This window comes from Streptomyces thermovulgaris (genome assembly GCF_002155915.1).
Taxonomy (GTDB): Bacteria; Actinomycetota; Actinomycetes; order Streptomycetales; family Streptomycetaceae; genus Streptomyces; species Streptomyces thermovulgaris.
Genome location: NZ_MUME01000227.1, coordinates 1 through 22,959 on the forward strand (window position 1 = coordinate 1; position 22,959 = coordinate 22,959).

Annotated in this window: 20 protein-coding genes and 1 pseudogene; 4 read left to right on the forward strand and 17 right to left on the reverse strand. The window is 73.2% G+C overall.

Going from position 1 to position 22,959, the window contains the following annotated elements; genetic code table 11:
- Positions 1-109: 109 nt before the first annotated feature.
- Positions 110-1,732: a protein kinase domain-containing protein gene (locus tag CCN35_RS18325; protein ID WP_086793562.1), complete on the reverse strand. Its 1,623-nt coding sequence runs from the start codon at positions 1,730-1,732 to the stop codon at positions 110-112.
- A 338-nt stretch (positions 1,733-2,070) separates the two neighbouring features.
- On the opposite strand from CCN35_RS18325, the gene CCN35_RS18330 reads away from it, so the two are divergent.
- On the forward strand, positions 2,071-3,702 hold the full coding sequence (locus tag CCN35_RS18330; protein ID WP_067398133.1) for a Stk1 family PASTA domain-containing Ser/Thr kinase: 1,632 nt from the start codon (positions 2,071-2,073) through the stop codon (positions 3,700-3,702).
- A gap of 164 nt (positions 3,703-3,866) precedes the next feature.
- On the opposite strand, the gene CCN35_RS18335 is transcribed toward CCN35_RS18330, so the two are convergent.
- The gene (locus CCN35_RS18335) at positions 3,867-4,400 is read right to left on the reverse strand and encodes a bacterial proteasome activator family protein (RefSeq protein ID WP_067398130.1); all 534 of its coding nucleotides are present in this window, start codon (positions 4,398-4,400) and stop codon (positions 3,867-3,869) included.
- A 578-nt stretch (positions 4,401-4,978) separates the two neighbouring features.
- Between CCN35_RS18335 and CCN35_RS18340 the strand changes: the two genes are divergently transcribed.
- On the forward strand, positions 4,979-5,581 hold the full coding sequence (locus CCN35_RS18340) for a hypothetical protein (protein WP_086793565.1): 603 nt from the start codon (positions 4,979-4,981) through the stop codon (positions 5,579-5,581).
- Positions 5,582-5,642: 61 nt separating this feature from the next.
- Here the strand turns inward: CCN35_RS18340 and CCN35_RS18345 are convergent, their stop codons facing one another.
- The 7 genes from CCN35_RS18345 to pdhA form a co-directional block, all read right to left on the reverse strand.
- Positions 5,643-6,623, reverse strand: a complete 981-nt coding sequence (locus CCN35_RS18345) for an NAD(P)H-quinone oxidoreductase (RefSeq protein ID WP_067398278.1) — start codon at positions 6,621-6,623, stop codon at positions 5,643-5,645.
- Between the two features lie 47 nt (positions 6,624-6,670).
- The gene (locus CCN35_RS18350; RefSeq protein WP_067398280.1) at positions 6,671-7,771 is read right to left on the reverse strand and encodes a potassium channel family protein; all 1,101 of its coding nucleotides are present in this window, start codon (positions 7,769-7,771) and stop codon (positions 6,671-6,673) included.
- Entirely contained in the window at positions 7,768-9,108 is a 1,341-nt protein-coding gene (locus tag CCN35_RS18355; protein WP_067398282.1) for a molybdopterin molybdotransferase MoeA, read from the reverse strand. Before CCN35_RS18355 ends, CCN35_RS18350 begins: the two co-directional genes overlap by 4 nt.
- Positions 9,108-10,049 (reverse strand): NTP transferase domain-containing protein, encoded by a 942-nt coding sequence (locus CCN35_RS18360; protein WP_245863257.1) that lies wholly within the window; start codon positions 10,047-10,049, stop codon positions 9,108-9,110. The genes CCN35_RS18355 and CCN35_RS18360 overlap by 1 nt, the downstream gene beginning before the upstream one ends.
- 67 nt (positions 10,050-10,116) lie before the next feature.
- Positions 10,117-11,526 carry a dihydrolipoamide acetyltransferase family protein gene (locus tag CCN35_RS18365; RefSeq protein ID WP_067398284.1) on the reverse strand — a complete coding sequence of 470 codons (1,410 nt, stop codon included), beginning with the start codon at positions 11,524-11,526 and terminating at the stop codon, positions 10,117-10,119.
- Positions 11,526-12,530, reverse strand: coding sequence for an alpha-ketoacid dehydrogenase subunit beta (locus tag CCN35_RS18370; RefSeq protein ID WP_067398286.1), 1,005 nt, complete (start codon positions 12,528-12,530; stop codon positions 11,526-11,528). The genes CCN35_RS18365 and CCN35_RS18370 overlap by 1 nt, the downstream gene beginning before the upstream one ends.
- On the reverse strand, positions 12,527-13,666 hold the full coding sequence (gene pdhA, locus CCN35_RS18375; protein WP_086793567.1) for a pyruvate dehydrogenase (acetyl-transferring) E1 component subunit alpha: 1,140 nt from the start codon (positions 13,664-13,666) through the stop codon (positions 12,527-12,529). Before pdhA ends, CCN35_RS18370 begins: the two co-directional genes overlap by 4 nt.
- A 176-nt stretch (positions 13,667-13,842) precedes the next feature.
- On the opposite strand from pdhA, the gene CCN35_RS18380 reads away from it, so the two are divergent.
- On the forward strand, positions 13,843-14,346 hold the full coding sequence (locus tag CCN35_RS18380) for an Lrp/AsnC family transcriptional regulator (RefSeq protein ID WP_201450908.1): 504 nt from the start codon (positions 13,843-13,845) through the stop codon (positions 14,344-14,346).
- An 84-nt stretch (positions 14,347-14,430) separates the two neighbouring features.
- Here CCN35_RS18380 and CCN35_RS18385 read toward each other — a convergent pair whose 3' ends face one another.
- The 3 genes from CCN35_RS18385 to CCN35_RS18395 all read right to left on the reverse strand — a co-directional run bounded on the left by CCN35_RS18385 (position 14,431) and on the right by CCN35_RS18395 (position 17,118).
- Positions 14,431-14,901, reverse strand: a complete 471-nt coding sequence (locus tag CCN35_RS18385; RefSeq protein ID WP_067398292.1) for a hypothetical protein — start codon at positions 14,899-14,901, stop codon at positions 14,431-14,433.
- Positions 14,902-14,986: 85 nt separating this feature from the next.
- A complete protein-coding gene (locus CCN35_RS18390) occupies positions 14,987-15,589 on the reverse strand; it encodes a TetR/AcrR family transcriptional regulator (protein ID WP_086793569.1) in 603 nt (200 codons plus the stop codon).
- On the reverse strand, positions 15,586-17,118 hold the full coding sequence (locus CCN35_RS18395) for a 3-hydroxyacyl-CoA dehydrogenase (RefSeq protein WP_067398296.1): 1,533 nt from the start codon (positions 17,116-17,118) through the stop codon (positions 15,586-15,588). Before CCN35_RS18395 ends, CCN35_RS18390 begins: the two co-directional genes overlap by 4 nt.
- A gap of 170 nt (positions 17,119-17,288) precedes the next feature.
- Here CCN35_RS18395 and paaN point away from each other — a divergent pair, with 170 nt between their 5' ends.
- On the forward strand, positions 17,289-18,980 hold the full coding sequence (gene paaN / locus CCN35_RS18400; protein WP_067398299.1) for a phenylacetic acid degradation protein PaaN: 1,692 nt from the start codon (positions 17,289-17,291) through the stop codon (positions 18,978-18,980).
- 159 nt (positions 18,981-19,139) lie between these two features.
- Here the strand turns inward: paaN and CCN35_RS18405 are convergent, their stop codons facing one another.
- The 5 genes and pseudogenes from CCN35_RS18405 to CCN35_RS18425 form a co-directional block, all read right to left on the reverse strand.
- The gene (locus tag CCN35_RS18405) at positions 19,140-19,892 is read right to left on the reverse strand and encodes a TrmH family RNA methyltransferase (protein ID WP_086793571.1); all 753 of its coding nucleotides are present in this window, start codon (positions 19,890-19,892) and stop codon (positions 19,140-19,142) included.
- On the reverse strand, positions 19,889-21,103 hold the full coding sequence (locus CCN35_RS18410) for an HTTM domain-containing protein (RefSeq protein ID WP_067398303.1): 1,215 nt from the start codon (positions 21,101-21,103) through the stop codon (positions 19,889-19,891). The genes CCN35_RS18405 and CCN35_RS18410 overlap by 4 nt, the downstream gene beginning before the upstream one ends.
- Complete coding sequence (locus CCN35_RS18415) at positions 21,100-21,963, reverse strand: DUF5819 family protein (protein ID WP_067398305.1); 864 nt, start codon at positions 21,961-21,963, stop codon at positions 21,100-21,102. Before CCN35_RS18415 ends, CCN35_RS18410 begins: the two co-directional genes overlap by 4 nt.
- 282 nt (positions 21,964-22,245) lie before the next feature.
- Positions 22,246-22,575 carry a rhodanese-like domain-containing protein gene (locus CCN35_RS18420; RefSeq protein WP_067398308.1) on the reverse strand — a complete coding sequence of 110 codons (330 nt, stop codon included), beginning with the start codon at positions 22,573-22,575 and terminating at the stop codon, positions 22,246-22,248.
- A 111-nt stretch (positions 22,576-22,686) separates the two neighbouring features.
- Positions 22,687-22,959 (reverse strand): annotated as a pseudogene (locus CCN35_RS18425) (hypothetical protein); the annotation flags it as partial.

A 22,959-nucleotide genomic window follows, 5' to 3' on the forward strand; every position in this document is an offset into this window, starting at 1 on the left:
CTCGCACACCGCGCCGACTCCCAGTTCCCGGCCGCGTCGGCCCTCGTGGTGTGGTGGACGCGGGAGTACGGCGCGGTGTGCGAGGCGTTCACGCAGTGAGCGCCCGGGATCAGCCGCCGGTCCCCGGGCCCCCGATCACTCCGCCCTGGGACGCACCGCCGTCGCCGCCGTCGCCGTCGCCCGTTCCGTCGCCCGGCTCCTCGCCCGTGTCCGGGGACGACGGCGGGGTCACCGGCTCGGACGTCGGGCCGGGGGCCTGCGGCTCGGACGGCTCGAAGGTGGGATCGCCGCCGGAGGGCTCGGACGGGGTGTACGACGGCCGGTAGGACGGCGTGTAGCGCCATCCGCCTCCGCCCGAGCCGCCGCCCCGGCCCGTGGAGGTGTTCTCCGACGGCTGGTCGTCGTCCGAGGTGTCGCTCGGCGTGGAGCTCGGCTCCTCCTCGTCCTCGGACGGCGTGCTGGTGGGCGACTGGGTGGTGCCGGTGCCGCCGCCGGCCCCGGAACCGCCGCCGCTGTTCAGCGCCAGCGCCACGCCCGCCACGACGGCGACCACCGCGAGCACGGCGAGGATCCACAGCTTGCCGCGGCCGTTGCCCTGGTTGCCGTGCCCCTCGAAGCCGCCGTTGTCGCCGCTGCCGTAGCCGGAGGGCAGGATCGGCTGCGGGATCTGCGCGGTGGTCGAGCCGGAGCCGCCGGCGGCGTGCGGCATCACGGTCGTGGCGGCGACGCCTCCCGCCGGGGCGTGCCGGCCGTCGGGCATCTCCACCGGGCCGGTGTTCCAGGTGCCGGTGTAGCCGCCCTGCTCGTACAGCATCTGCAGCCCGTACTGGACCAGGCCGCGCATCTCCTCGGCCGTCTGGAACCGGTCGTCGGGCTCCTTGGCCAGCGCGCGCAGGACCAGGCCGTCGAGTTCCGGCGGGCAGGTGCTGCCCTCGATCTGGGACGGCGGCACCGGCATGTCCTGGACGTGCTGGTAGACCACCGACAGCGGGGTCTCGCCGACGAACGGGGGCCGCAGGGCGAGCAGTTCGTACAGCAGACAGCCCGTCGCATACAGGTCGGAGCGGTGGTCGACGGCCTTGCCGAGGGCCTGCTCCGGCGACAGGTACTGCGGGGTGCCCATGACCATGCCGGTCTGCGTCATCGTCGTGGACGCGCCGTGCAGGGCGCGGGCGATGCCGAAGTCCATCACCTTCACGGCGCCGTTGTTGGTGATGATGACGTTGGCGGGCTTGATGTCGCGGTGCACGATCCCGTGCTGGTGCGAGTAGGCCAGCGCGTCCAGGACGCCCGAGACGATGATCAGTGCCTGCTCGGGGCCGGGCGCCTCCGCCGTGTGCAGCAGATCACGGATGGTGCGGCCCTCGACCAGCTCCATCACGATGTACGGCACGGGCTGGCCGTCCACCTCGTCCTCGCCGGAGTCGTACACGGCGACGATCGCGTGGTGGTTGAGCCCCGCCACCGACTGGGCCTCACGAGTGAAGCGGGCCTTGGCGGTGGGGTCCTCGGCCAGATCCGCCCGGAGCAGTTTGACCGCCACGGCACGTCCCAGCCGTACGTCCTCGGCGGCAAACACCTCGGCCATGCCACCCCGACCGAGTCGGTGCGTCAGCCGGTACCGGCCGTCGCCGACCAGGCCGCCGTTGCCCCACGTCTCCGGCGCGTCTGACGTACCGCCGCCAGTCGCCTCGGGGTCGGACGGGCCCTGGGCGCGCTGCTGCTGTGCCATCAGTCCTCGCCGTCGTTTCTGCCCGCGGTGCGCGCGGTGTTGTTGCGTCTCCCTCGGCCACGCTACAGGCTCCGCGCAAGCCGCCGGTCCAGATCGTGCGGCGACCTTCTGTGGAAACCGGCCCGAGACGGATCGGTCATCAAACCCCGTGCGGGTGCCTTCGCGCAAATTCTGTGTACCGACCGTACGACCGCTGTAACGCTTCCGCGACGGTTCCTTCGCGTACGGTCACGGAACGGGCACCGAACTTGACGTGTCGGTGCCCTGGGGCAGACTTGGCCAGGAATGAGTCATTCGAACAACGAGGGCGCCCGACGGCCTAGTGGGGGAACGGAAAGATGAGCCAGGACGGCGCACACGGCCGCTACGCGGGGCGGGCACTGGCCGGCGGCCGTTATCAGCTGCGCGACCTGCTCGGCGAGGGCGGCATGGCCTCGGTGCATCTCGCCTACGACTCCGTGCTGGACCGTCAGGTCGCCATCAAGACGCTCCACACCGAACTCGGCCGGGAGCCGGCCTTCCGCGAGCGGTTCCGCCGCGAGGCCCAGGCAGTGGCGAAACTCACGCACACGAACATCGTCTCGGTGTTCGACACCGGCGAGGACGAGGTCGACGGCATGACGACGCCGTACATCGTCATGGAGTACGTCGAGGGACGTCCTTTGAGCTCGGTGCTGGAGGAGGACGTCCGGCAGTACGGCGCGATGCCCGTCGACAAGGCCCTGAAGATCACCGCGGATGTGCTCGCCGCGCTGGAGATCAGCCACGAGATGGGCCTGGTCCACCGCGACATCAAGCCGGGCAACGTGATGATGACCAAGCGCGGTGTGGTCAAGGTCATGGACTTCGGCATCGCCCGCGCCATGCAGTCCGGTGTGACCTCGATGACCCAGACCGGCATGGTCGTGGGCACCCCGCAGTACCTGTCGCCGGAACAGGCCCTCGGCCGGGGCGTGGACGCCCGTTCCGACCTGTACTCGGTCGGCATCATGCTGTTCCAACTGGTCACCGGACGGCTGCCGTTCGACGCCGACTCCCCGCTCGCCATCGCCTACGCGCATGTGCAGGAGGAGCCGGTCGCCCCCTCCTCGATCAACCGCTCGCTTCCCCCGGCGGTGGACGCGCTGATCGCCCGCGCCCTGCGGAAGAACCCCAACGAGCGCTTCCCCAGCGCCGAGTCCATGCGCGACGAGTGCCTGCGCGTGGCGGCCTCCGTCCAGGCGGCCCCGCCCAGCATCGTCCCCGGCGCCCAGACACCGAGCGGCGCGGGCGTGGCCTCCGCGGTCTTCCCGCCCGTCGACCAGTCCTCCCCGGCGCCCTCGGGCCAGGTGCAGACGCCGTACCAGCCGGCCCCGGCCTCCCACCCGTACGGCACGGGCACCCCCGCCCCGTCGCAGGGGTACGGCTACCCGCAGCAGGCCGGCTACCAGACGCCCGCCGCGCCGCCGTACGCCCAGCCGGCACAGGCCCCGACCCCGCCGCCGTACGCCGGCTCGCCCCAGCACACGTCCGGGCAGGGCGACCGGAGCAGCAAGCCGGTGATCATCGGATCGGCCGCCGTCGCCGTCGTCGTGGTCCTCGGCCTGATCGTCGCGCTGGTCCTGAACGGCGGCGACGGCAAGAACGATGCGGAGGGCGGCAGCACCGCCTCCGCGTCCCCGTCGGTGGTCGCGGGGCACCGCGGACCGGACAAGTCGAAGACGATCGACGAGGACGAGTGCACGGAGCCGCGGAAGGCGCACAACGACCCGGACAAGATCCAGATCCCGAACTTCCAGTTCAAGTACCTCGGATCGGTCAAGGAGTGCTTCCAGGCCGCGGGGTGGCGCATGAAGATCAAGCGGGTGGACGAGAACACCTACGGCCAGGACACGGTCATGGACCAGTTCCCCTCGGCCGGCACGGACGTCGACCCGGACAACATGCCCGAGATCGAGCTCAGCGTCTCGACCGGCAACCCGCCGTCCTGAGCAGCGGCCCCGCGGCGGCCGGGGGACGCACCGCACCCCGGCCGGGGACCGGGCGTGAGGCCGTCGCGGCAGCCCCGGCGGTCATGACGAAAGGGCCCGGCAGGATCCTCCTGCCGGGCCCCTGGCGCACAGGGATCCGCACCCCGCGCGAACGGACCCGCGGCCTACAGGTACGGGCCGCCCTGGCGGCTGCCCGTGCGGGAGTCGTCGCTGTCGTGGCCGAGGCCCGAGGGAAGGGCGCGGCGCATCTGCTCCAGCTGGGCACGAGCGGCCATCTGCTGGGCGAACAGGGTCGTCTGGATGCCATGGAAGAGGCCCTCCAGCCAGCCCACCAACTGGGCCTGTGCGATGCGCAGTTCCGCATCGCTCGGCGTCGCCTCGTCGGTGAAGGGCAGGGAGAGCCGCTCCAGCTCCTCCACGAGCTCCGGCGCCAGGCCGTCCTCCAGCTCCTTGACCGAGCTGGCGTGGATCTCCTTCAGCCGGTTCCGGCTCGCCTCGTCCAGGGGAGCCGCGCGCACCTCTTCGAGGAGCTGCTTGATCATGCTGCCGATCCGCATGACCTTCGCAGGCTGTTCCACCTGTTCCGTCACCGGGGGCTCGCGGGAGTCGTCGTCCCCGCCGCCGAGCGCCATACCGTCCTGTCCCACGACCAGGATCTGCGGCTTCTCCGACGACCGTTCGTTCCTCGGCATCTCCATACCACCATTCTCTCGCACCCGTGCCCACCCCCTTTGTGGTGCCCCTGCACGGGATGCTCCACCCCGTCGCCCGTTTCCTTGCCTTTCCTTGCTACCGCCCCGGGACGGTGCACGCGCGGCGGCCGGACCTCGCGGTGGTCCGGCCCCGGTAAGCCCTCGCGCCGGGGCTCCCCGGGGACCGCGACAGCGCCCGGGCCCACTGTCGTACAGGGTCGTGCGGCGTCCCGGGAACCCGCCGGCGCCCCGTTCCGGGAATCCGCCGCACCGGCCACGGGCCCGGTGCGGCCCGCCTCCGTCGGTGCGTACCGCATACGACCGGTCCCGTCCACGCCCTCGTGGGCGACGGGCCGTCGTGCTCCGGACGGCCGGATACGGCACGGATCCGCCCGATGTCCCAACGGCCGGTCCGCTCCCGTGCGCAGTGCGGACGCGGTGCACGGCCACAAGGCGCGGCGGGGCCGTCCTTCCGACGGCACCGGCGGCCCGTGAGGCAGCGGCCCAGCCGGATGGTGCAGTGCGTTCGTCCCGGCGGCCGATCACGGAATGCCGGACGGGGCCGGTGATGTGAGTGTTGTTGCGTGACTCCATGGCTGCGCGCGCTGCTGCGCGTGACGGGGCTGCTGATCGTGCTGGGAGCGGCCGTCCTGTGCGGCGGTTCCCTCTCGGCGCACGAGGCGCTGCCCACGCCCTCGGGCGCCACCGTGTCGCCCCACGAGCCCCCGGCGCTGCCCTCGGCGTCCCTCCCGGCCTCGCCCTCCGACTCCCCCGACTCCTCCTTCCCCACCTCGTCCTCCTCCGCGTCACCGCCCACGCCGCCCTCGCCGTCCTCCTCGCCCTCCGCCGAGCCCTCGCGGCACAGGAACCGGTGGCCGGAGACGAGGCGGGAGCGGCCGGGACGGCCGCCCTGGTGGAGGACGGAGGCGGGGCCGGAGGAGGACGACGGCCGCACAGCCCCCGAGGACCTGCACGGCAGCCCGGAGACCGCTCCCTCCTCCCTGTCGCCGCAGCAGGCCGCTCCTTTGACGTCCGGCCCCTCGGACGGCTCCGCCTCCGAAACCGCCCCGCGGGCCGGCACCGGGACCGAGCCCATGCTGCGGATGCTGCCCCTGGGCAGCGGGCTGATCCTGATCGGCCTCGGCCTCGGGCTCGCGTTCATCGCCCTCCGTCTGCGCCGGAGCTAGGCCAAAAGCAGGCCAGGCCCGGACCAGCCGGCCCCTGACCGGCCGGCCCGGTACCGGCAGGTCAGGGCGTCACCAGGAGGACCTTGCCGATGTGCCCGCTCTCCTCCACGAGCCGGTGCGCGGTCGCGGCATCGCTCATCGGCACTTCCCGGTCGATGACCGGCCGGACATGGCCGTCGGCGATCAGCGGCCAGACGTGCTCGCGCACGGCGGCGACAATGGCCGCCTTCTCGTCGAGCGGACGGGCCCGCAGCGAGGTCGCGCTGATCGCGGCCCGCTTGGTGAGCAGGGCGCCGATGTTGAGCTCGCCCCTGGTCCCGCCCTGCATACCGATGATCGCGAGCCGGCCGTTGACGGCGAGGGCCCGGACATTGCGGTCCAGGTACTTGGCGCCCATGTTGTCGAGGATCACATCGGCGCCGGCCCCGTCCGTGGCCCGACGGATCTCCTCGACGAAGTCCTGCTCGCGGTAGTCGATCAGGATCTCGGCGCCCAGCTCGGCGCAGCGCTCGAGCTTCTTCCGGGTGCCGGCGGTGACGGCGACCCTGGCGCCGACGGCCCGGGCGAGCTGGATCGCCATGGTGCCGATGCCGCTGGAGCCGCCGTGCACGAGCAGCGTCTCGCCGGGGCGCAGATGAGCGATCATGAAGACGTTGGACCAGACGGTGCAGGTCACCTCGGGCAGCGCCGCGGCCTGCTTCAGACCGACGCCCTTGGGAACGGGCAGCACCTGGCCGGCCGGGACGGCGACCTTCTCGGCGTAGCCGCCGCCCGAGAGCAGCGCGCACACCTCGTCGCCGACGGCCCAGCCGGACACCCCGGGCCCCAGTGCGGCGATCCGCCCGGAGCACTCCAGGCCGGGGTACCGGGAGGCGCCGGGCGGAGGGTCGTAGAAGCCCTGCCGCTGCAGGATGTCGGCCCGGTTGACGGCGCTGGCCGCCACATCGATCAGCACCTCCCCCTCACCGGGCACCGGGTCCGGCACCTCGTCCCACACCAACTTCTCGGGTCCACCGGGTTCGGGAATCGTGATCGCATGCATGGGGCCGACGCTACTGCCTTCCCGTGCTTTTCCTCCCGGTTCCCTCGTCAGTCCTGGGGGAGCGGCCGTGTGTGCGGGGTGACCTTGGTGTCCGGTGTGGTCCGGACGATGGTGATCAGGCGGTCGGTCAACTCCAGTTCCCGGACGGCCGGGTCGTCGTACCCCAGCACCCGGTGCCCGCGCAGAACGCTCACCACCAGGTCGTCCATGGTCCGCGGGTCCTGGCCCACCTCGGCCCGGGTGACGGGCCGTTCGACGATGTCCAGGCCGCTGCCCTTCTGGATGAGGTCCTCCAGGACCATGCTCGCGGCCGGGCTGAGCACGGACAGCCCGAGCAGCCGTCCCGCCGCGCTCGCGCTGGTGACGACGGCGTCCGCCCCGGACTGCTTGAGCAGCGGCGCGTTCTCCTCCTCCCGCACCGCCGCGACGATCTTCGCCTTCCGGTTGAGCTGCCGGGCCGTCAGCGTCACCAGCACGGCCGTGTCGTCCCGCTGGGTGGCGACGATGATCTGCGCCGCCCGCTGCACCTCGGCCCGTTTGAGCACCTCGCTGCGGGTGGCGTCCCCGATCACGCCCACATAGCCCTCCGCCGTGGCCGCGTCGATCGCCTTGGAACTGGAGTCGACCACGACGACCTGCTGCTTCTTCAGTCCGGTCGCGGACACGGTCTGAAGCGCCGTCCTGCCCTTCGTGCCGAACCCGATGACGACGGTGTGATCGCGCACAGTGGACCTCCAGCGATTCAGACGCCATTCCTCACGACTGCGTTCGGTGAGGGCTTCCAGCGTGGTGCCGACCAGGATGATCAGGAAGATCACACGCAGCGGCGTGACGACGAAGATGTTGACGAGCCGGGCACTGTCGCTGACGGGAGTGATGTCGCCGTATCCGGTGGTGGAGAGGGTCACCGTCGCGTAGTACGCCGCGGCGATGAGGTCCACCGGGCCGTCCTTCCCGGCGTCCCGGTACCCGTCGCGGTCGACATAGACCACCACAATCGTCAGCAGCAGCACCAGCAGCGCAAGGGACAGCCGCTTGCCGACCTGACGTATCGGGCGCTCCACGATCTTCCGCGGGAGCTCCACCCGATAGGTCGTCAGATGCTCGTCCGCTTCGCGGGCGATCGCATCCTGTCCCGGAAGTTTCACGTGAAACACACCCCGATTCCGGCGGCGGCCCAGGGCAGGTCGAGGAGTTCGGTCTCCTGACCCGGCCGGACGCCACCGGGTGGTACGACGGCGAGAGCATCGGCCGCCGCGACACCGCGCAGCATCGCGGGACCGTTGTAGCGCAGCGGAACGGCGTGGTCGCCGCGCAGCACGACCGGCACGAGCCGGGTGTTGTACGGATGCCCGTGCACTGCCTCCCGCAGGGGCAGCGTGTACGGCTCCGGGGCCGGATGCGCGGCCAGTGCGCGCAGCAGGGGCTCGGCGAGCGTCAGCAGGCCGGAGACGGCCGCGAGCGGGTTGCCGGGCAGACCGACGAGATGCTGGTCCTCCCTGATGCGGGCCAGCAGCATGGGGTGCCCGGGGCGCACCTCGACACCGTCCACCAGCAGCTCGGCGCCGATCCGGCGCAGGGTGGGGTGGAGGTGGTCGACCGGGCCGGCGGCGGTTCCCCCGGTGGTGACGACCACATCGGCCCCGGAGCGGGTGATCGCCCCGTGCAGGGCCTTCGCATCGTCGCCGATCCGGCGCACGGTGGTCTCCCCGGCGCCCAGCGCCCGCAGCCAGGGCGGCAGCATCGGGCCGAGCGCGTCCCGGATCCGGCCGCCGTGCGGCAGGCCCTCGGTGAGCAGTTCGTCGCCGAGGACCAGGACGTCGACCCGGGGACGGGGGACCACGGTGAGCGCGTCGTACCCGGCCGCCGCGGCCAGACCGAGCACCGCCGGGGTCACCAGGGTGCCGGGGGGCAGCAGCTGGTCCCCGCTGCGGCACTCCTGACCGCGCGGGCGGATGTCCTTTCCGTGTCCTGCCTCGCAGAGGGCGTGCAGTCTGCCCTGGGCGTCCGTGCGGCCGTACTCGCTGCGCAGCACGGCGGTGGTGTCCGGGGGGACACGGGCGCCGGTCGCGATCCGCACGGCCTCGCCGTCGGTCAGCGGCTCCGGCTCGTCGTGCCCGGCCAGGACGCCTCCGCCGCGCACGGTCCAGGGGCCGGGGCCGGCGACCGCCCAGCCGTCCATGGCGGAGGTGTCGAAGGCGGGCAGGTCGGTGAGGGCGGTCAGGGGTGCGGCCAGGGCCAGGCCCAGGGCGGCGTCGAGAGGCACCGACACGGGGGCGCGGCGGGCACCGGCACGGACCGCGCGGGCGGCGATCTCGCGGGCCTGCGGCCAGGGGGTGTCCCGGTGGCGGGCCGCCGGGGAGTGCGGGGCGGCGCCGCCGGAAGCGGGGCCGTTGCCTTCGTTCACGAGGGCGAGCGCCTCCTCGACGTCGAGATCCTCGGCGTCACCGGCGTCATCGGCGACCTGTGCACCACGGGCGGTCATCAGGCGTCCGGACGGGAGTCGGGCGTGGCGCCAAAAGCCGTGTCGGACTTGCCGGCACGGGGGGCGGCGGTGTCCGCGGAAGCCTCCTTCGCCCAGCGCCGGGCGAGGGCGGCGGCCTTGCGGGAGGCCTCGGCGACCGCCTCGGGACCGCCCTGGTGCAGGGCGGCCGCATAGCCGACGAGGAAGGTGGTCAACGGTGCCGCGGGCCGGTCCACGCCGTGCGCGGCCTCGCGGGCGAGGTCGAGCAGTGCGCGGACGTCGACGTCCAGGTCGATGCCCAGCTCGTCCTTGACTGCGGAAATCCATTCATCCAACACGTGCCCATGCTCCCTGATACGTGCCCTGGCGGTGGCGATGTCGTCCCAGGTGTCGCAGTCGAAGGAGGCGACATCGTCGAAGACGCGAACGAGGTCGAAGGCGGCGGTCAGCCGGCGCAGCGGCAGCCCGGCGAGGGTGCCCCGGTCGCCGGATGCCGTACGACGGGTGGTGAGCGCCGCCAGTTCGCGGCGCAGCGTGTGCGCGCGGTAGGCGGCCACGAGCGGCTGGTCGTGGCCGTCGGCGTCGGTGAGCAGTGCGCCGTCGGCCTCACCGGCGCACAGGGCGCTCAGCAGCCGCCGTACCGTGACCGGCCGGAGGAATGGAAGATCGGCGGAGAGAACGACGACGTGGTCCGCCGTGGTGCGGCGCAGTCCGGCGTCGAGCGCGGCGAGCGGACCCGCGCCGGGCGGCTCCTCGCGCGCCCAGCACACGGGGCGCGCGGTGGGACGGGGATCGGCGACCACGACGGTGGTGCGTGCGTCGGCGCAGGCGGCGAGCACACGGTCGAGCAGGGTACGGCCGCCGACGCGCACCCCCGGCTTGTCGGCGCCGCCCAGCCGCCGGGCGGCACCCCCGGCGAGCACGACGGCGTCGTAGAAGAAGGACTCCTCGCAGGCGGTCACCCCCCGAGTATGCGACCCGCCCGCGTCCTGGAAGAACGCGGGCGGGTCGTGGGCGCAGGGATCTGCGTCACAGGGTGCGCAGCAGCATCGCCGGCTGCTCCACGCAGTCGGCCACGTACCGCAGGAAACCGCCGGCCGTGCCGCCGTCGCACACCCGGTGGTCGAAGGTGAGCGAGAGCTGGACGACCTGCCGCACCGCCAGCTCGCCCTCGTGCACCCACGGCTTGGGGACGATGCGGCCGACGCCGAGCATGGCGGCCTCGGGGTGGTTGATGATCGGTGTGGAGCCGTCGACACCGAACACGCCGTAGTTGTTCAGGGTGAAGGTGCCGCCGGTGAGATCCGCGGGGGCCAGGGTGCCGGCCCGGGCCGCCTCGGTCAGCCGGGCGAGCTCGGCGGTCAGCGACTCGGCGTTCCGCGTGTGCGCGTCCCGTACGACCGGGACGACCAGCCCGCGCTCGGTCTGCGCGGCGAAGCCGAGGTGCACCGCGTCCAGCCGGACGATCTCCCTGGACTCCAGGTCGACCGTGGAGTTGAGCTCCGGGTAGCGGGCGAGCGCGGCGGTGCAGATGCGGGCCAGCAGGGCGAGCAGGGAGATCTTCGGTCCCCCGGCCGCGTTCATGGCGGCCCGTGCCCGCATCAGCTCCGTGGCGTCGGCGTCCACCCAGCAGGTCGCGTCCGGTATCTCGCGGCGGCTGCGGGAGAGCTTGTCGGCGGTGGCACCGCGGACACCCTTGAGCGGGATGCGGGTACCGGAGGCCCGCTGCGGTGCGGGCGCGGGGGAGGCGGCCGGTGCCGCGGCGGCCCGGCTGCGCGCCGCCTTGGCCCTGAGCACGTCCTCGACGTCCGCGCGCAGAATCAGCCCGTCGGGCCCGGAGCCGGACAGCTGCCGCAGGTCCACGCCGTTCTCCCGGGCCAGCCGGCGCACCAGCGGCGAGATCACGGGGACGGGTTCCTCGGCGGACCGCTCGGCCGGCGCGGCCGGACGGGCTCCCGCCGGGCGCGGCACACCGTCCGCGGCCGGTGTCCTCCTCCTCGCGGCCGGCTTCCTCGGCGTCCCCGAGTCCTTCGACGACCCCGAAGCCCTGGACGCCTCCGAAGCCTTCGGCGTCCCCGACGCTCCCGACGTCACCGGTGCCGGGCGCACCCTGCGTCTGCGGGCCGGAGGCGCTCCCGTGCCGTAGCCGACCAGGACGTTGCCGGAGCCCCCGGTCTCGCCATCGGCGTCCGGTTCCCCGACCGCCACCGTCAACAGGGGTGCGCCCACGGGCAGTTCCGTGCCCTCCTCGCCGAAGCGGGCCGTGACCACGCCGCTGTAGGGGCAGGGCACCTCGACCATCGCCTTGGCCGTCTCGACCTCGACGACCGGCTGATCGACGGTGACCACGTCGCCCACGTCGACCAGCCAGCGGACGATCTCCGCCTCGGTGAGCCCCTCCCCGAGATCGGGGAGCTTGAACTCCAGCACCTGTGTCATCAGCTCTCGGCCTCCCACTGCAGACGCGCCACGGCGTCCAGGATCCGGTCGACGCCGGGCAGGTGGTACCGCTCCAGCATCGGCGGTGGGTAGGGAATGTCGAAACCGGCCACGCGCAGCACCGGCGCCTCCAGGTAGTGGAAGCAGCGCTCCGTGACCCGGGCGGCGATCTCCCCGCCCGGGCCGCCGAAGGATCCCGCCTCGTGGACGACGACCGCGCGTCCGGTCCGCCGCACCGACGCGCACACCGTCTCGTCGTCGAACGGCACCAGCGAGCGCAGGTCGACGACCTCCAGGTCCCATCCCTCGGCCCGAGCCGCCTCGGCGGCTTCGAGGCAGACGGGTACCGACGGACCGTAGGTGATGAGCGTGGCGCTTGTGCCGGTGCGCCGCACCACCGCACGGCCCATCGGCTCAACGGGCTGCGGGTCGTCCGGGTTCCAGGAGTCCTTCGACCAGTAGAGCCGCTTGGGCTCGAGGAAGACGACCGGATCGTCGGAGGCGATGGCGGCGCGCAGCAGCCCGTAGGCGTCGGCGACGGTCGCGGGCGTGACGACATGGAGCCCCGGAGTCGCCATGTAGTACGCCTCGGAGGAGTCGCTGTGGTGCTCGACGCCGCCGATGCCGCCGCCGTAGGGGATGCGGATGGTGATCGGCAGGGGCATCTTTCCGCGGGTGCGGTTGCGCATCTTCGCCACATGGCTGGCGAGCTGTTCGAACGCCGGGTAGGCGAAGGCGTCGAACTGCATCTCGACGACCGGGCGCAGACCGTACATGGCCATGCCGACGGCGGCGCCGAGGATGCCGGCCTCGGCCAGCGGGGTGTCCATGCAGCGGTCGTCGCCGAACTCCTTGGCGAGACCGTCGGTGATGCGGAAGACACCGCCGAGGGTGCCGACGTCCTCGCCCAGGACGTGCACGGCGGGGTCGGCGGCCATCGCGTCGCGCAGCGCACGCGTGAGGGCCTGGGCCATGGTGGCCGGCTTGAGCGCCACAGTGGTCATCGGGCCTCCTCTTCCTCCGCCTCGGCCTCGAGTTCGGCGCGCAGCTGCTCCTGCTGCTCGCGCAGCTGCGGCGTCGGCTCGGCATACACGTGGGCGAACATGTCCATGGGGTCGAGCGGCGCGTCCTGGTTCATGCGCTCGCGCAGCCGCGCCGCCATCGCCTCGGCCTCCTCGCGGACGGCCGCGACGCCGTCCTCGTCGAGCAGACCGCGCTTGGTCAGCTCCCGCTCCAGCAGCTGGATCGGATCGTGTGCACGCCAGACCTCGACCTCGGCGTCGTCGCGGTAGCGGGTGGCGTCGTCGGCGTTGGTGTGGGCGTCGATGCGGTAGGTCACCGCCTCGACGAGGGTCGGGCCGCCTCCCGCGCGCGCGTGCCGCACGGCGTCGCTGAGCACCTCGTGCACGGCGGCGGCGTCGTTGCCGTCGACCAGACGGCCCGGTATGCCGTACCCGACGGCCTTGTGGGCCAGGGACGGTGCCGCGGTCTGCTTGGCCAGCGGGACGGAGATCGCGAAGCCGTTGTTCTGCACCAGGAAGACGACGGGGGCCTGCCAGACGGCGGCGAAGTTCAGCGCCTCGTGGAAGTCGCCCTCGCTGGTGCCGCCGTCGCCGACCATGGCCAGGGCCACCACGTCGTCGCCCTTGAGGCGGGCGGCGTGGGCGAGCCCGACGGCGTGCGGCAGCTGGGTGGCGAGCGGGGTGGACAGAGGGGCGACCCGGTGCTCGTAGGGGTCGTAACCGCTGTGCCAGTCGCCGCGCAGCAGGGTGAGGGCCTCGACGGGATCCACGCCACGTGCCACGACGGCGAGCGTGTCGCGGTAGCTGGGGAAGAGCCAGTCGCGTTCCTCGAGACAGAACGCGGCGGCGACCTCGCAGGCCTCCTGGCCGGTGCTGGAGGGGTAGACGGCGAGTCGGCCCTGCTTGGTGAGCGCGGTGGCCTGGACGTTGTAACGGCGGCCGAGCACCAGCTGCGTGTACAGCCGGCGCAGCAGCTCCGGGTCGGCCTTCTCTGCCTTCTTCGTCCCCAGGACGCGGTAGGGCTCCGCGTCGGGCAGCAGCGGCGCGGGATCGGTCCGGGGCTGCCAGGCGGGCGGCGGAGCCGGCCGGTACGCGCTGCGCTGCTCCATGACCGTCATGGCGGGCACCTCCTCGTGGGAGCGGCTACGGGAGGCGGGTCGCCTGTGACCCACCCCACCTACCGATTGTTCGGTCGCCGGCACATTTTGGCCACAGGCGGACCCAGGCTGTGGACAAACGGTTCTCCACAGCCTGAGATGGACGCAGGACGTCCACGGCGAGGAGGCGGGGGGACATGGCAGCTGAACAAATGGCCGAGAACGCCAAGGCCCCGGACGGCCCGGCTCCGCCGCCCCGGCCGCTGGACTCCGTCGACCAGGCGATCCTGCGGATGCTGCAAGTGGACGGCCGTGCCTCGATACGGTCGATCGCCGAGCGGGTCCACGTCTCGCGCGCCAACGCCTACGCCCGGATCAACCGGCTCGTCGAGGACGGCGTCATCCGCGGCTTCGGCGCCCGGGTCGACCACGAGCGCGCGGGGCAGGGCACGTCCGCGTACATCACGCTGAAGATCGTGCAGAACACCTGGCGCACCGTGCGCGAGAAGCTCAGACAGCTTCCCGGCGCCTCCCACATCGCCCTGGTCGGCGGGGACTTCGACGTCCTGCTGCTGGTGCACACCCCGGACAACCGGGCGCTGCGCGAGCTGGTGCTCACCCGGCTCCAGGCGATCCCCGAGGTGCTCAGCACGCGCACGCTGCTGGTGTTCGAGGAGGAGGACCTGGAACCGCAGGGCTGACGGGACGGCCGGACGGAACGTCCCCGTCCGCGGAAAGCGGCGGGAGCGGGACGGCAGGGCCCGGCGGCGGAAGCGGGACGGCCCCTAGCGGTCCACGCCCCAGCGCCAGAGGAGTTCCCCGCCGACGGGAACCGCGGCCCAGCGCGCGGCGGCGGCGTCCAGCCGTGGTCCGGTCCTGGCCAGCGCGTCCGCGTCGAGCGGCGCCCGGCCGACACCGCGGCCCTCCGTGGGAAGGCCGCGCCACACGCGGTAGGCCCAGTTCACACGGAGCTCGGCGGCCATCACGGCGTCGCCGCCCCGGCGCAGCACCTTCATCCCGGACCGGCGGTGGCGGCGCGGGGTGACGAACTCGAAGCCCTGGAAGGTGGCGCCGCGCGCCATCGCACCCCAGAAGCCGTCGTCGATCCCGAGCGCGGTCTCCACGACCGCGTGGACCAGGTCGTGCGGCATGGTCGGGCCGACCGGCTGGGCGGGCAGCCTGACGTCCGGCCCCTTGCGGGCACGGACCAGAACCTCGTGCTGGTTGTCCGGCAGCTTCCGGAAGGAGATCTCCATCAGGAGCGAGGGTAGGCGTCCGCCCGGCCGCCGCCCATCGGTTTTCCCGGCCGGCCCCGCGGGGGAAGGGGAGCCGGCGGCTCCTTCACCCCCGTGCCGCGCCGGCCTTGCGCAGTCCCCCGAAGGCGAGCTGCACCACCGCGTCGGCCACCTCGCGCGCCCCCATGCCGCGCCCGTCGGGCCGGTACCACTCGACGATCGAGTTGATCATGCCGAAGACGAGCCGGGTCGCCAGGCGCACCTCCACATCGGCGCGCACGTCCCCGTCCCCGGCCGCCTCCTTGAGCAGCTCGGCCACCCGGTGGTCGAACTCCCGGCGCCGCTCCAGCGCCCAGCGCTCGGTGACGGTGTTGCCGCGCACGCGCAGCAGCAGGGTCACGTACGGCAGTTCGGCTATCAGCACCTCGACCATGCGCCGCACCACGTACTCCAGGCGCTCGACGGCACGCCCCGTGCGCGCCTGCTCCTCGTCGAGGATCCCGAAGAGCTCGTCCAGCGCCCGGCTGACCGCCCGGCGCAGCAGCTCCTCCTTGCCGGAGACATGGTGGTAGATCGACGACTTGGAGATGCCGGCCGCCTTGGACAGGTGCTCCATGGAGGTGCCGTCGTAGCCGCGCTCGTTGAAGACCCGCACGGCCACGGACAGCAGTGTCTCGGGCGTGTACGTGTCGCGCCTGGCGGTGGTCATGGGGTGCCCTCCCGCTCGTCGGTGGCGTGCGTGTGGCGGTACAGCGCGAGCGACGGTGCGCAGCGGCCGGACGGATCGCGCCGGTGCAGATTGTCCAGGAGGCCGTAGGCCCAGGTCCGGCCGAGCCGGCGGTTCCACTCGAAGGGGCCGAGCGGGTAGTTGACGCCCAGCCGCATGGCGGTGTCGACGTCCTCCTCGGTGGCCACGCCCCGGGCGACGGCGTCGTACGCCAGGTCGACGATCCGGGCGACCGTCCGGGCCACGACCATGCCGGGCACGTCGCCGATGACGCTGACCTTCTTGCCGAGCGCCTGGAACAGGCCGGTCGCCTCCGCCAGGGTCCGCGGGGCGGTGCGCGGGGAGGCGGACAGGGCGATCCGGGTGGCACGGCGGTAGTCGAGCGCCAGGTCGAAGTGGACGGCGTCGCCGAGCTCCGCGGAGGTCCGCCCGTCGGCGAGGACCAGCCGGCCACCGCCCGGCAGCACCAGACAGGCACCGGGGGCCCCGTCCCTCTCGCCCCTCTGGTCCTCCTCGCGGACGGGGATGCCCGCCTCGCGGATCAGCGCGGGCAGGTCGGCGGCCGGGCCCAGGTCGCCCACGGCGACGACGTGCGCGGGAGGCCGCTCCTGCCCGGCGGTGTGCGGCTCGGGGCGCTCGGCGCCCTCGCCGTAGTCGTACCAGCCGCGTCCGCTCTTGCGGCCCAGCCGCCCGGACTCGACCAGGCGCCGCTGGGCGAGCGAGGGCGTGAAGCGCACGTCCTGGAAGAAGGACTGCCACACCGAGTGCGTGACGGACTCGTTGACGTCCTGTCCGATGAGGTCGGTCAGCTCGAAGGCGCCCATCCGGAAGCCGCCCGACTCGCGCAGGACGGCGTCGACGGTGGCCGGGTCGGCGCCCCGGGACTCCAGGACCTCGAAGGCCTCGGCGTAGAAGGGGCGCGCGATGCGGTTGACGATGAAGCCGGGGGTGTCGGCGCAGACGACGGGGTTCTTGCCCCAGGCGCGGGCCGTCTCGTACGCGCGCGTGGCCGCGGCGGCGTCGGTGGCGAACCCGGAGACCACCTCCACCAGCGGCATCAGCGGGGCCGGGTTGAAGAAGTGCAGGCCCACCAGCCGGCCCGGGACGCGCAGCGCGCCGCCGATGGCGGTCACCGACAGGGAGGAGGTGTTGGTGGCGAGCAGGCAGTCGTCGCCGACGATGCCCTCCAGCTCGCGGAACAGCTCCTGCTTGACGTCCAGACGTTCCAGGACGGCCTCGACGACCAGGGAGCAGCCGGCGAGCCCGGCGAGGTCGTCGACGGGCCTGAGCCGTGCGCGGGCCGCGTCCCGGTCGGCGCCGCTGAGCCGCTCCTTCTCGACGAGCCGGTCGAGCCGGGCGCCGATCGCGTCGGCCGCCTCCCGGGCCCGCCCCGGCACGGCGTCGTACAGGCGCACGGGGTGTCCCGCGACCAGCGCGACCTGGGCTATGCCCTGGCCCATGGTGCCGGTGCCGACGACGGCCACGGGGCTGCTGAGGTCGAGTGCTGTCATGTGCGTGATCCTCCCGCACGACGTTGTCCACAGATGCGGCGGACCCCTTGTACCGACCGATCGTTCGGTTACTCTAACTCCGACCGCCTGTTCCTGCCCATGCTGGGAGCAGGGTTCCGCCCAGGTCATGAGCTCGGCGAGGAGCTCTTGAGACGAGGAGTTGGTCCCGCATGGCCGCCGAACCGACCGCGCACGAGCTGATCACCAGGCATCGGCCCACTCTGGACCGGGCGCTGGAGGCGATCCGCACCCGCGCGTACTGGTCCCCCCACCCCGAGCACCCCAAGGCCTACGGGGAGAACGGCAGTCTGGACGCGGCCGCCGGCAAGGCCGCCTTCGACGCCCTCCTCGGCACCCGCCTCGACCTCGGCCAGCCCGGCACCGACGACTGGGTGGGCGGCGAGGTCTCGCCGTACGGCATCGAGCTGGGTGTGACCTATCCGCACGCGGACATCGACGTGCTGCTGCCCGCCATGAGGGCCGGCCAGCGGGCGTGGCGGGACGCGGGCCCCGAGATGCGGGCCGTGGTGTGCCTGGAGATCCTCAAGCGGATCAGCGACCGGACGCACGAGTTCGCGCACGCGGTCATGCACACCTCCGGCCAGGCCTTCATGATGGCCTTCCAGGCCGGCGGCCCGCACGCCCAGGACCGCGGCCTCGAGGCGGTGGCGTACGCGTACGCGGAGCAGGTCCGCACCCCCGACACCGCCGAGTGGACCAAGCCGCAGGGCAAGCGCGACCCGCTGAAGCTCACCAAGACGTTCAAGGCCGTGCCGCGCGGCATCGCGCTGGTCGTCGGCTGCAACACCTTCCCGACCTGGAACGGCTACCCGGGCCTGTTCGCCTCCCTGGCCACCGGCAACGCGGTCCTGGTCAAGCCGCACCCGCGCGCGGTGCTGCCGCTCGCGCTGACGGTCAGGATCGCCCGCGAGGTGCTCGCCGAGGCCGGCTTCGACCCCAACCTGGTGGCCCTGGCCGCCGAGCGGCCCGGCGAGGGCATCGCCAAGACCCTGGCCACCCGCCCCGAGATCCGCATCATCGACTACACCGGCTCGACGGCCTTCGGCGACTGGCTGGAGGCCAACGCCCGCCAGGCGCAGGTCTACACCGAGAAGGCCGGCGTCAACACGGTGATCGTGGAGTCCACCGACAACTACCAGGGGATGCTGTCCAACCTGGCCTTCTCGCTGTCCCTCTACAGCGGCCAGATGTGCACCACCCCGCAGAACCTGCTGATCCCCCGCGACGGCATCCGCACCGACCAGGGCCCCAAGTCCTTCGACGAGGTGACCGCCGACCTCGCCAAGGCGGTGGACGGCCTGCTCGGCGACGACGCACGCGCCTGCGCGCTGCTCGGCGCGCTCGTCAACCCGGACGTCAAGGCCCGCCTGGAGGCCGCGCCCTCCCTCGGGGAGGTCGCCCTCGCCTCCCGCGAGGTGACGCACCCCGACTTCCCGGACGCGGTGGTGCGCACGCCGGTGATCGTGAAGCTGGACGGCGCCAAGCCGGACGCCGAGGCCGCCTGCATGAGCGAGTGCTTCGGCCCGGTCTCCTTCGCCGTCGCCGTCGACTCGGCCGCCGACGCGGTGGAGCTGCTGCGCCGCACCGTTCGCGAGAAGGGCGCGATGACGGTCAGCGCGTACACGACCGACGAGGAGGTCGAGCAGGCGGTGCAGGAGGTGTGCCTGGAGGAGGCCGCCCAGCTGTCGCTCAACCTCACCGGCGGGGTGTACGTCAACCAGACCGCCGCCTTCTCCGACTTCCACGGCTCGGGCGGCAACCCGGCGGCCAACGCGGCCCTCACCGACGGCGCCTTCGTGGCGAACCGCTTCCGGGTGGTGGAGATCCGCCGGGAGGCATGACCCTCCGGACGTCCCCGGACGTCCTTCGCGCACCTCCCAAGACCCGGAAAGGCCCTCGGAGAAGCCTCCGAGGGCCTCTCCTTCTCCAAAGGCCGGAAGGGCGAAAGTCCCGGAGGCCGGAAGGGCGAAAGGGCGTCCGGCAGGAACGGCACGCCCCTGTCAGGGCACAGACGCGCCCCCGGCGGCACTCCAGTGGTACAGCGTCATCGCCACGCTGGTGGCCAGGTTGTAGCTGGAGACCCGGGGGCGCATCGGCAGGGCCAGCAGATGGTCGGTGCGCGCCCGCAGGGCGGCGGACAGGCCGCTGCGCTCGGAGCCGAAGGCGAGCACGGCGTCGTCGGGCAGCTTCACCCCGCGGATGTCCTCGCCCTCCGGGTCGAGCGCGAACAGCGGTCCGGGCGGGAGTGCGTCCACCTCCAGCCGCTCCACGGCGGTCGCGAAGTGCAGCCCCGCGCCGCCGCGCACCACCGTCGGATGCCAGGGGTCCAGGGTGCCGGTGGTGACGACCCCGGTCGCCCCGAAACCGGCGGCCAGACGGATCACCGCCCCCGCGTTGCCCAGATTGCGCGGCTGGTCCAGCACGACCACCGGCGCCCTGCGGGGCGTACGGGCCAGCGTCCGCAGATTGGCCTCGCGGGAGGGCCGTACGGCCAGGGCGGCCACGGCGGTGGGGTGCGGGCGCGGCACCAGCGAGGCGTACGTCTCCTGCGGCACCTCGCTCAGCAGCGCGTCCAGCTCCTCCCGCACATCGGGGGCGAGCTCGTCGGCGAGGGCCAGCGCCGCCCGCCGGTCGGCGGTGACCGCCACCGGCACCTCGGCGCCGAAGCGGACCGCGTGCTTGAGGGCGTGGAAGCCGTCGAGGAGCACACAGGTGTCGCAGAGCCGGTGCCAGGCGCGTACGGGGTCGCTCATGCCGGGAAGCCTACGCGGGCGGGCCCGGTGCCCTCGGAGGCGTCCGCTCCGTTCCCCGCCGGGGTCCGGCCGCCGCGGCGCGGCAGCCGGGCACGCACGCGTGCCGCCCGGCCGCCCAGCCGGCGCAGGAAGGACGTCGGCAGGAACACCGCGTCCGCCGCGATCATCGCCAGGGAGAAGAACGGCAGTCCCAGAACGACCGCGATCACCGCGTGCTCGGTCATCATGACGGCCAGCAGGACGTTCTTCACCCGCCGGTTGAGCAGCGCGAACGGGAAGGCGACCTGCGCCAGCACCGTCCCGTAGCTCACGACCATCACCAGCGTGCCGTTGGCGGACAGCAGCTCGGCCAGGGCCGGCCAGGGCGAGAAGTAGTCCAGGTGGAGCGGGTAGTACACGGCGGTGCCGTCCTGCCAGCGCGAGCCCTGGACCTTGTACCAGCCGGCCGTGGCATAGATCAGACAGGTCTCGGCCATGATCACGAACAGGGCGCCGTTGTGCACGACATGGGCGACGACGTCCAGCAGGGCCCGCGGCCGAACCGCCCCCGCGCGCCGTCCGACGGCCCACCACAGGGCCTGCCCCAGCCACACCGCCCACAGCAGCGCCGGAACGAACCACTCGCCCTCCAGCCTGCCCAGCGCGGTGACCGCGGCCAGGAACAGCCCGAGCACGCTCCACAGGACGGGACCGGCCCGGTCGGGCACCCGCTTCCCGCACGCGCGTGCCGCCCGCGCCCGGGCCGCCCGCCGCGCGTCCAGCGACCACACCTGGCCGCAGCGGGTGAAGACCAGGTACAGCGCCATCAGATGCAGCACGTTGTCGCCGCCGTCGCCCACGAAGACGCTGTGGTTCTGCAGGGACAGCACGCCGACCATGAAGAGCACGGACGACGTGCGGGTGCGCCAGCCCAGCGCGAGCAGCAGGCTCGCCAGCACGGCCAGCGCGTAGACGGTCTCGAACCAGAACCGGCCGTCGAACCACAGCAGGGCCGTGAAGGCGCCGTTGTCCGCGATCAGCTGCTGGGCGAGGGAGCGGCTCCACGGCCCGTCGGGGCCGTACAGCTCGTGGCGGTGGGGGAACTCGCGCAGCAGGAACAGCAGCCAGGTCACGGAGAAACCGATGCGTATCACGGCGCTCTGGTAGGGGCCGAGGGCCTCTCCGGTGACCCGGCCGACCCCGTACGCCACCGCCGTCGCGAGCCGGTTCATCGCAGCCCGCCCCGGGACTCGTCGGCCGGCACCGTCCACCAGGGCAGCTGACGGTGCTCGGGCCTGCCGCGCGCCTTCTCCTTGCTCCACGCGGGCGGGGGCACCTCGGCGATGCGGCAGCGGACCTGGACGCGTTCGACGACGCCGTCCGCGCCGGCCGCGCGGGCGCGGTGCAGCCGCAGCACCACGATGCGGCGCAGGTACTGCTCCGCCAGGGTGCCGTGCAGGCCCACCGGCCGGTTGTCGCTGTCGTGCGTGGCCCCGTAGAGCTCCCAGGCACGGCGCAGCATGTTCTGCTGGGTGTGGCTGGGCACCACATTGCCGTCGATGGCCCGGCCGTCCTGGGCGGACAGGTCGTACCAGCCGGTGGTCCGGATTCCGCCGTCCGCGGTGCGGATCTCGGCACGCGCCTGGACGGCGATGTTCTGCTGCAGCGGGTTCGGCGCGAACAGCTTCCAGTTCTGCTCGAACTCCGGGTAGATCCAGTCGCCGATGGCCTTCCCGTGCTGCTTCGACACCGTGTTCGACGGCGCGACGTGCAGGAAGACCATCCCGAGGTGCGCGCAGACGACCAGCGCGACCACGGCGAGCGCCAGGGCGGCCCCGATCCGGTACGGCGGCGGCAGCGCGGCGACCCCGCCCCGCACCGGGCCCGGGCCGTCCTCCGGCCCGTCGGCCGGTCCGTCGTCCGACTTGCCGTCCGGTCCGTCGTCCGGCCCGGGAGAGCCCCCGGGGCGGCCCTCCGGCCGAGCCGGCGCCGCACCGGTCCGTCCGGCCCCGCCCGGGGACGGGGCCCCGGCGGTGCCACGCGGCCCGCGGCGCCCGTGCGGGACGTTCGAGTCCTCGTCGTGCGCGTCCATTCCGCCCCGCTCCCGATGCCGGTCCTCGTGCGGGCGCCCGGCCGCGCGGGGCGCCGTACCCCGCGCACGCCGTTTCCCGGCGCCGCACCGGAACGGTACTCAGGACCGCCCGGCGGGCCCACCCCGGCCCGCCCTCCTGACGCCCCGTCAGTCCGGCGCGCGCCCGGAGGGGAACGGACCGCGGCCCTTCGGCACCGGCGCCCCGCACCGCGGGCCGGGACGTCTCCGGCGGGGCGGGTGCGCACGCGACGGGAAGCCGGCCGGCGCGCGCCGGCCCCGCCGTCACAGCACGTGCCCGGGCTTGCCCTCGTCCGTCACGACGGGCCGGCCCGAGGCCGCCCACTCCTGCATGCCGCCGTCGACGTTCACCGCGTCGACGCCCTGCTGGACCAGGTACATCGCGACCTGGGCCGAGCGTCCGCCGGAGCGGCAGATCACATGGACGCGTCCGTCCTGGGGCATCGCCTCGGTCAGCTCGCCGTAACGGGCCGTGAACTCGCTGAGGGGGATGTGCAGCGCGCCTTCGGCGTGACCCGCCTGCCACTCGTCGTCCTCGCGGACGTCCAGCAGGAAGTCGCCGTCCTTGAGGTCCGTGACCCCGACCGTGGGCACACCAGCTCCGAAATGCATGCCCCGACGCTACCCGAAGGCTGTGCGCCACGGGCGGCCGCGGGCGACGCGCCTCACTTCCGTCCACGCCCCGGTCCACGCCCCGGCCCGGGATCACCGGCTCAGCAGGGCGGCCAGTTCCGTCTCCCGTTCCGCGATCTGCCGGCGGAGATTCTCGGCGATCTCGTCCAGGAGGCCGTCGGGGTCGTCGGGGGCCAGGCGGAGCATGCCGGCGATCGCGCCTTCCTCCAGCCGCTTGGCGACCAGCGTGAGCAGTTCCTTGCGCTGGGCGAGCCACTCGAGACGGGCGTAGAGCTCCTCGCTGCGGCTCGGCTGCTGCTCCTTGGGCTTCGGGCCGGCCGCCCACTCCTCGGCCAGCTCCTGCAG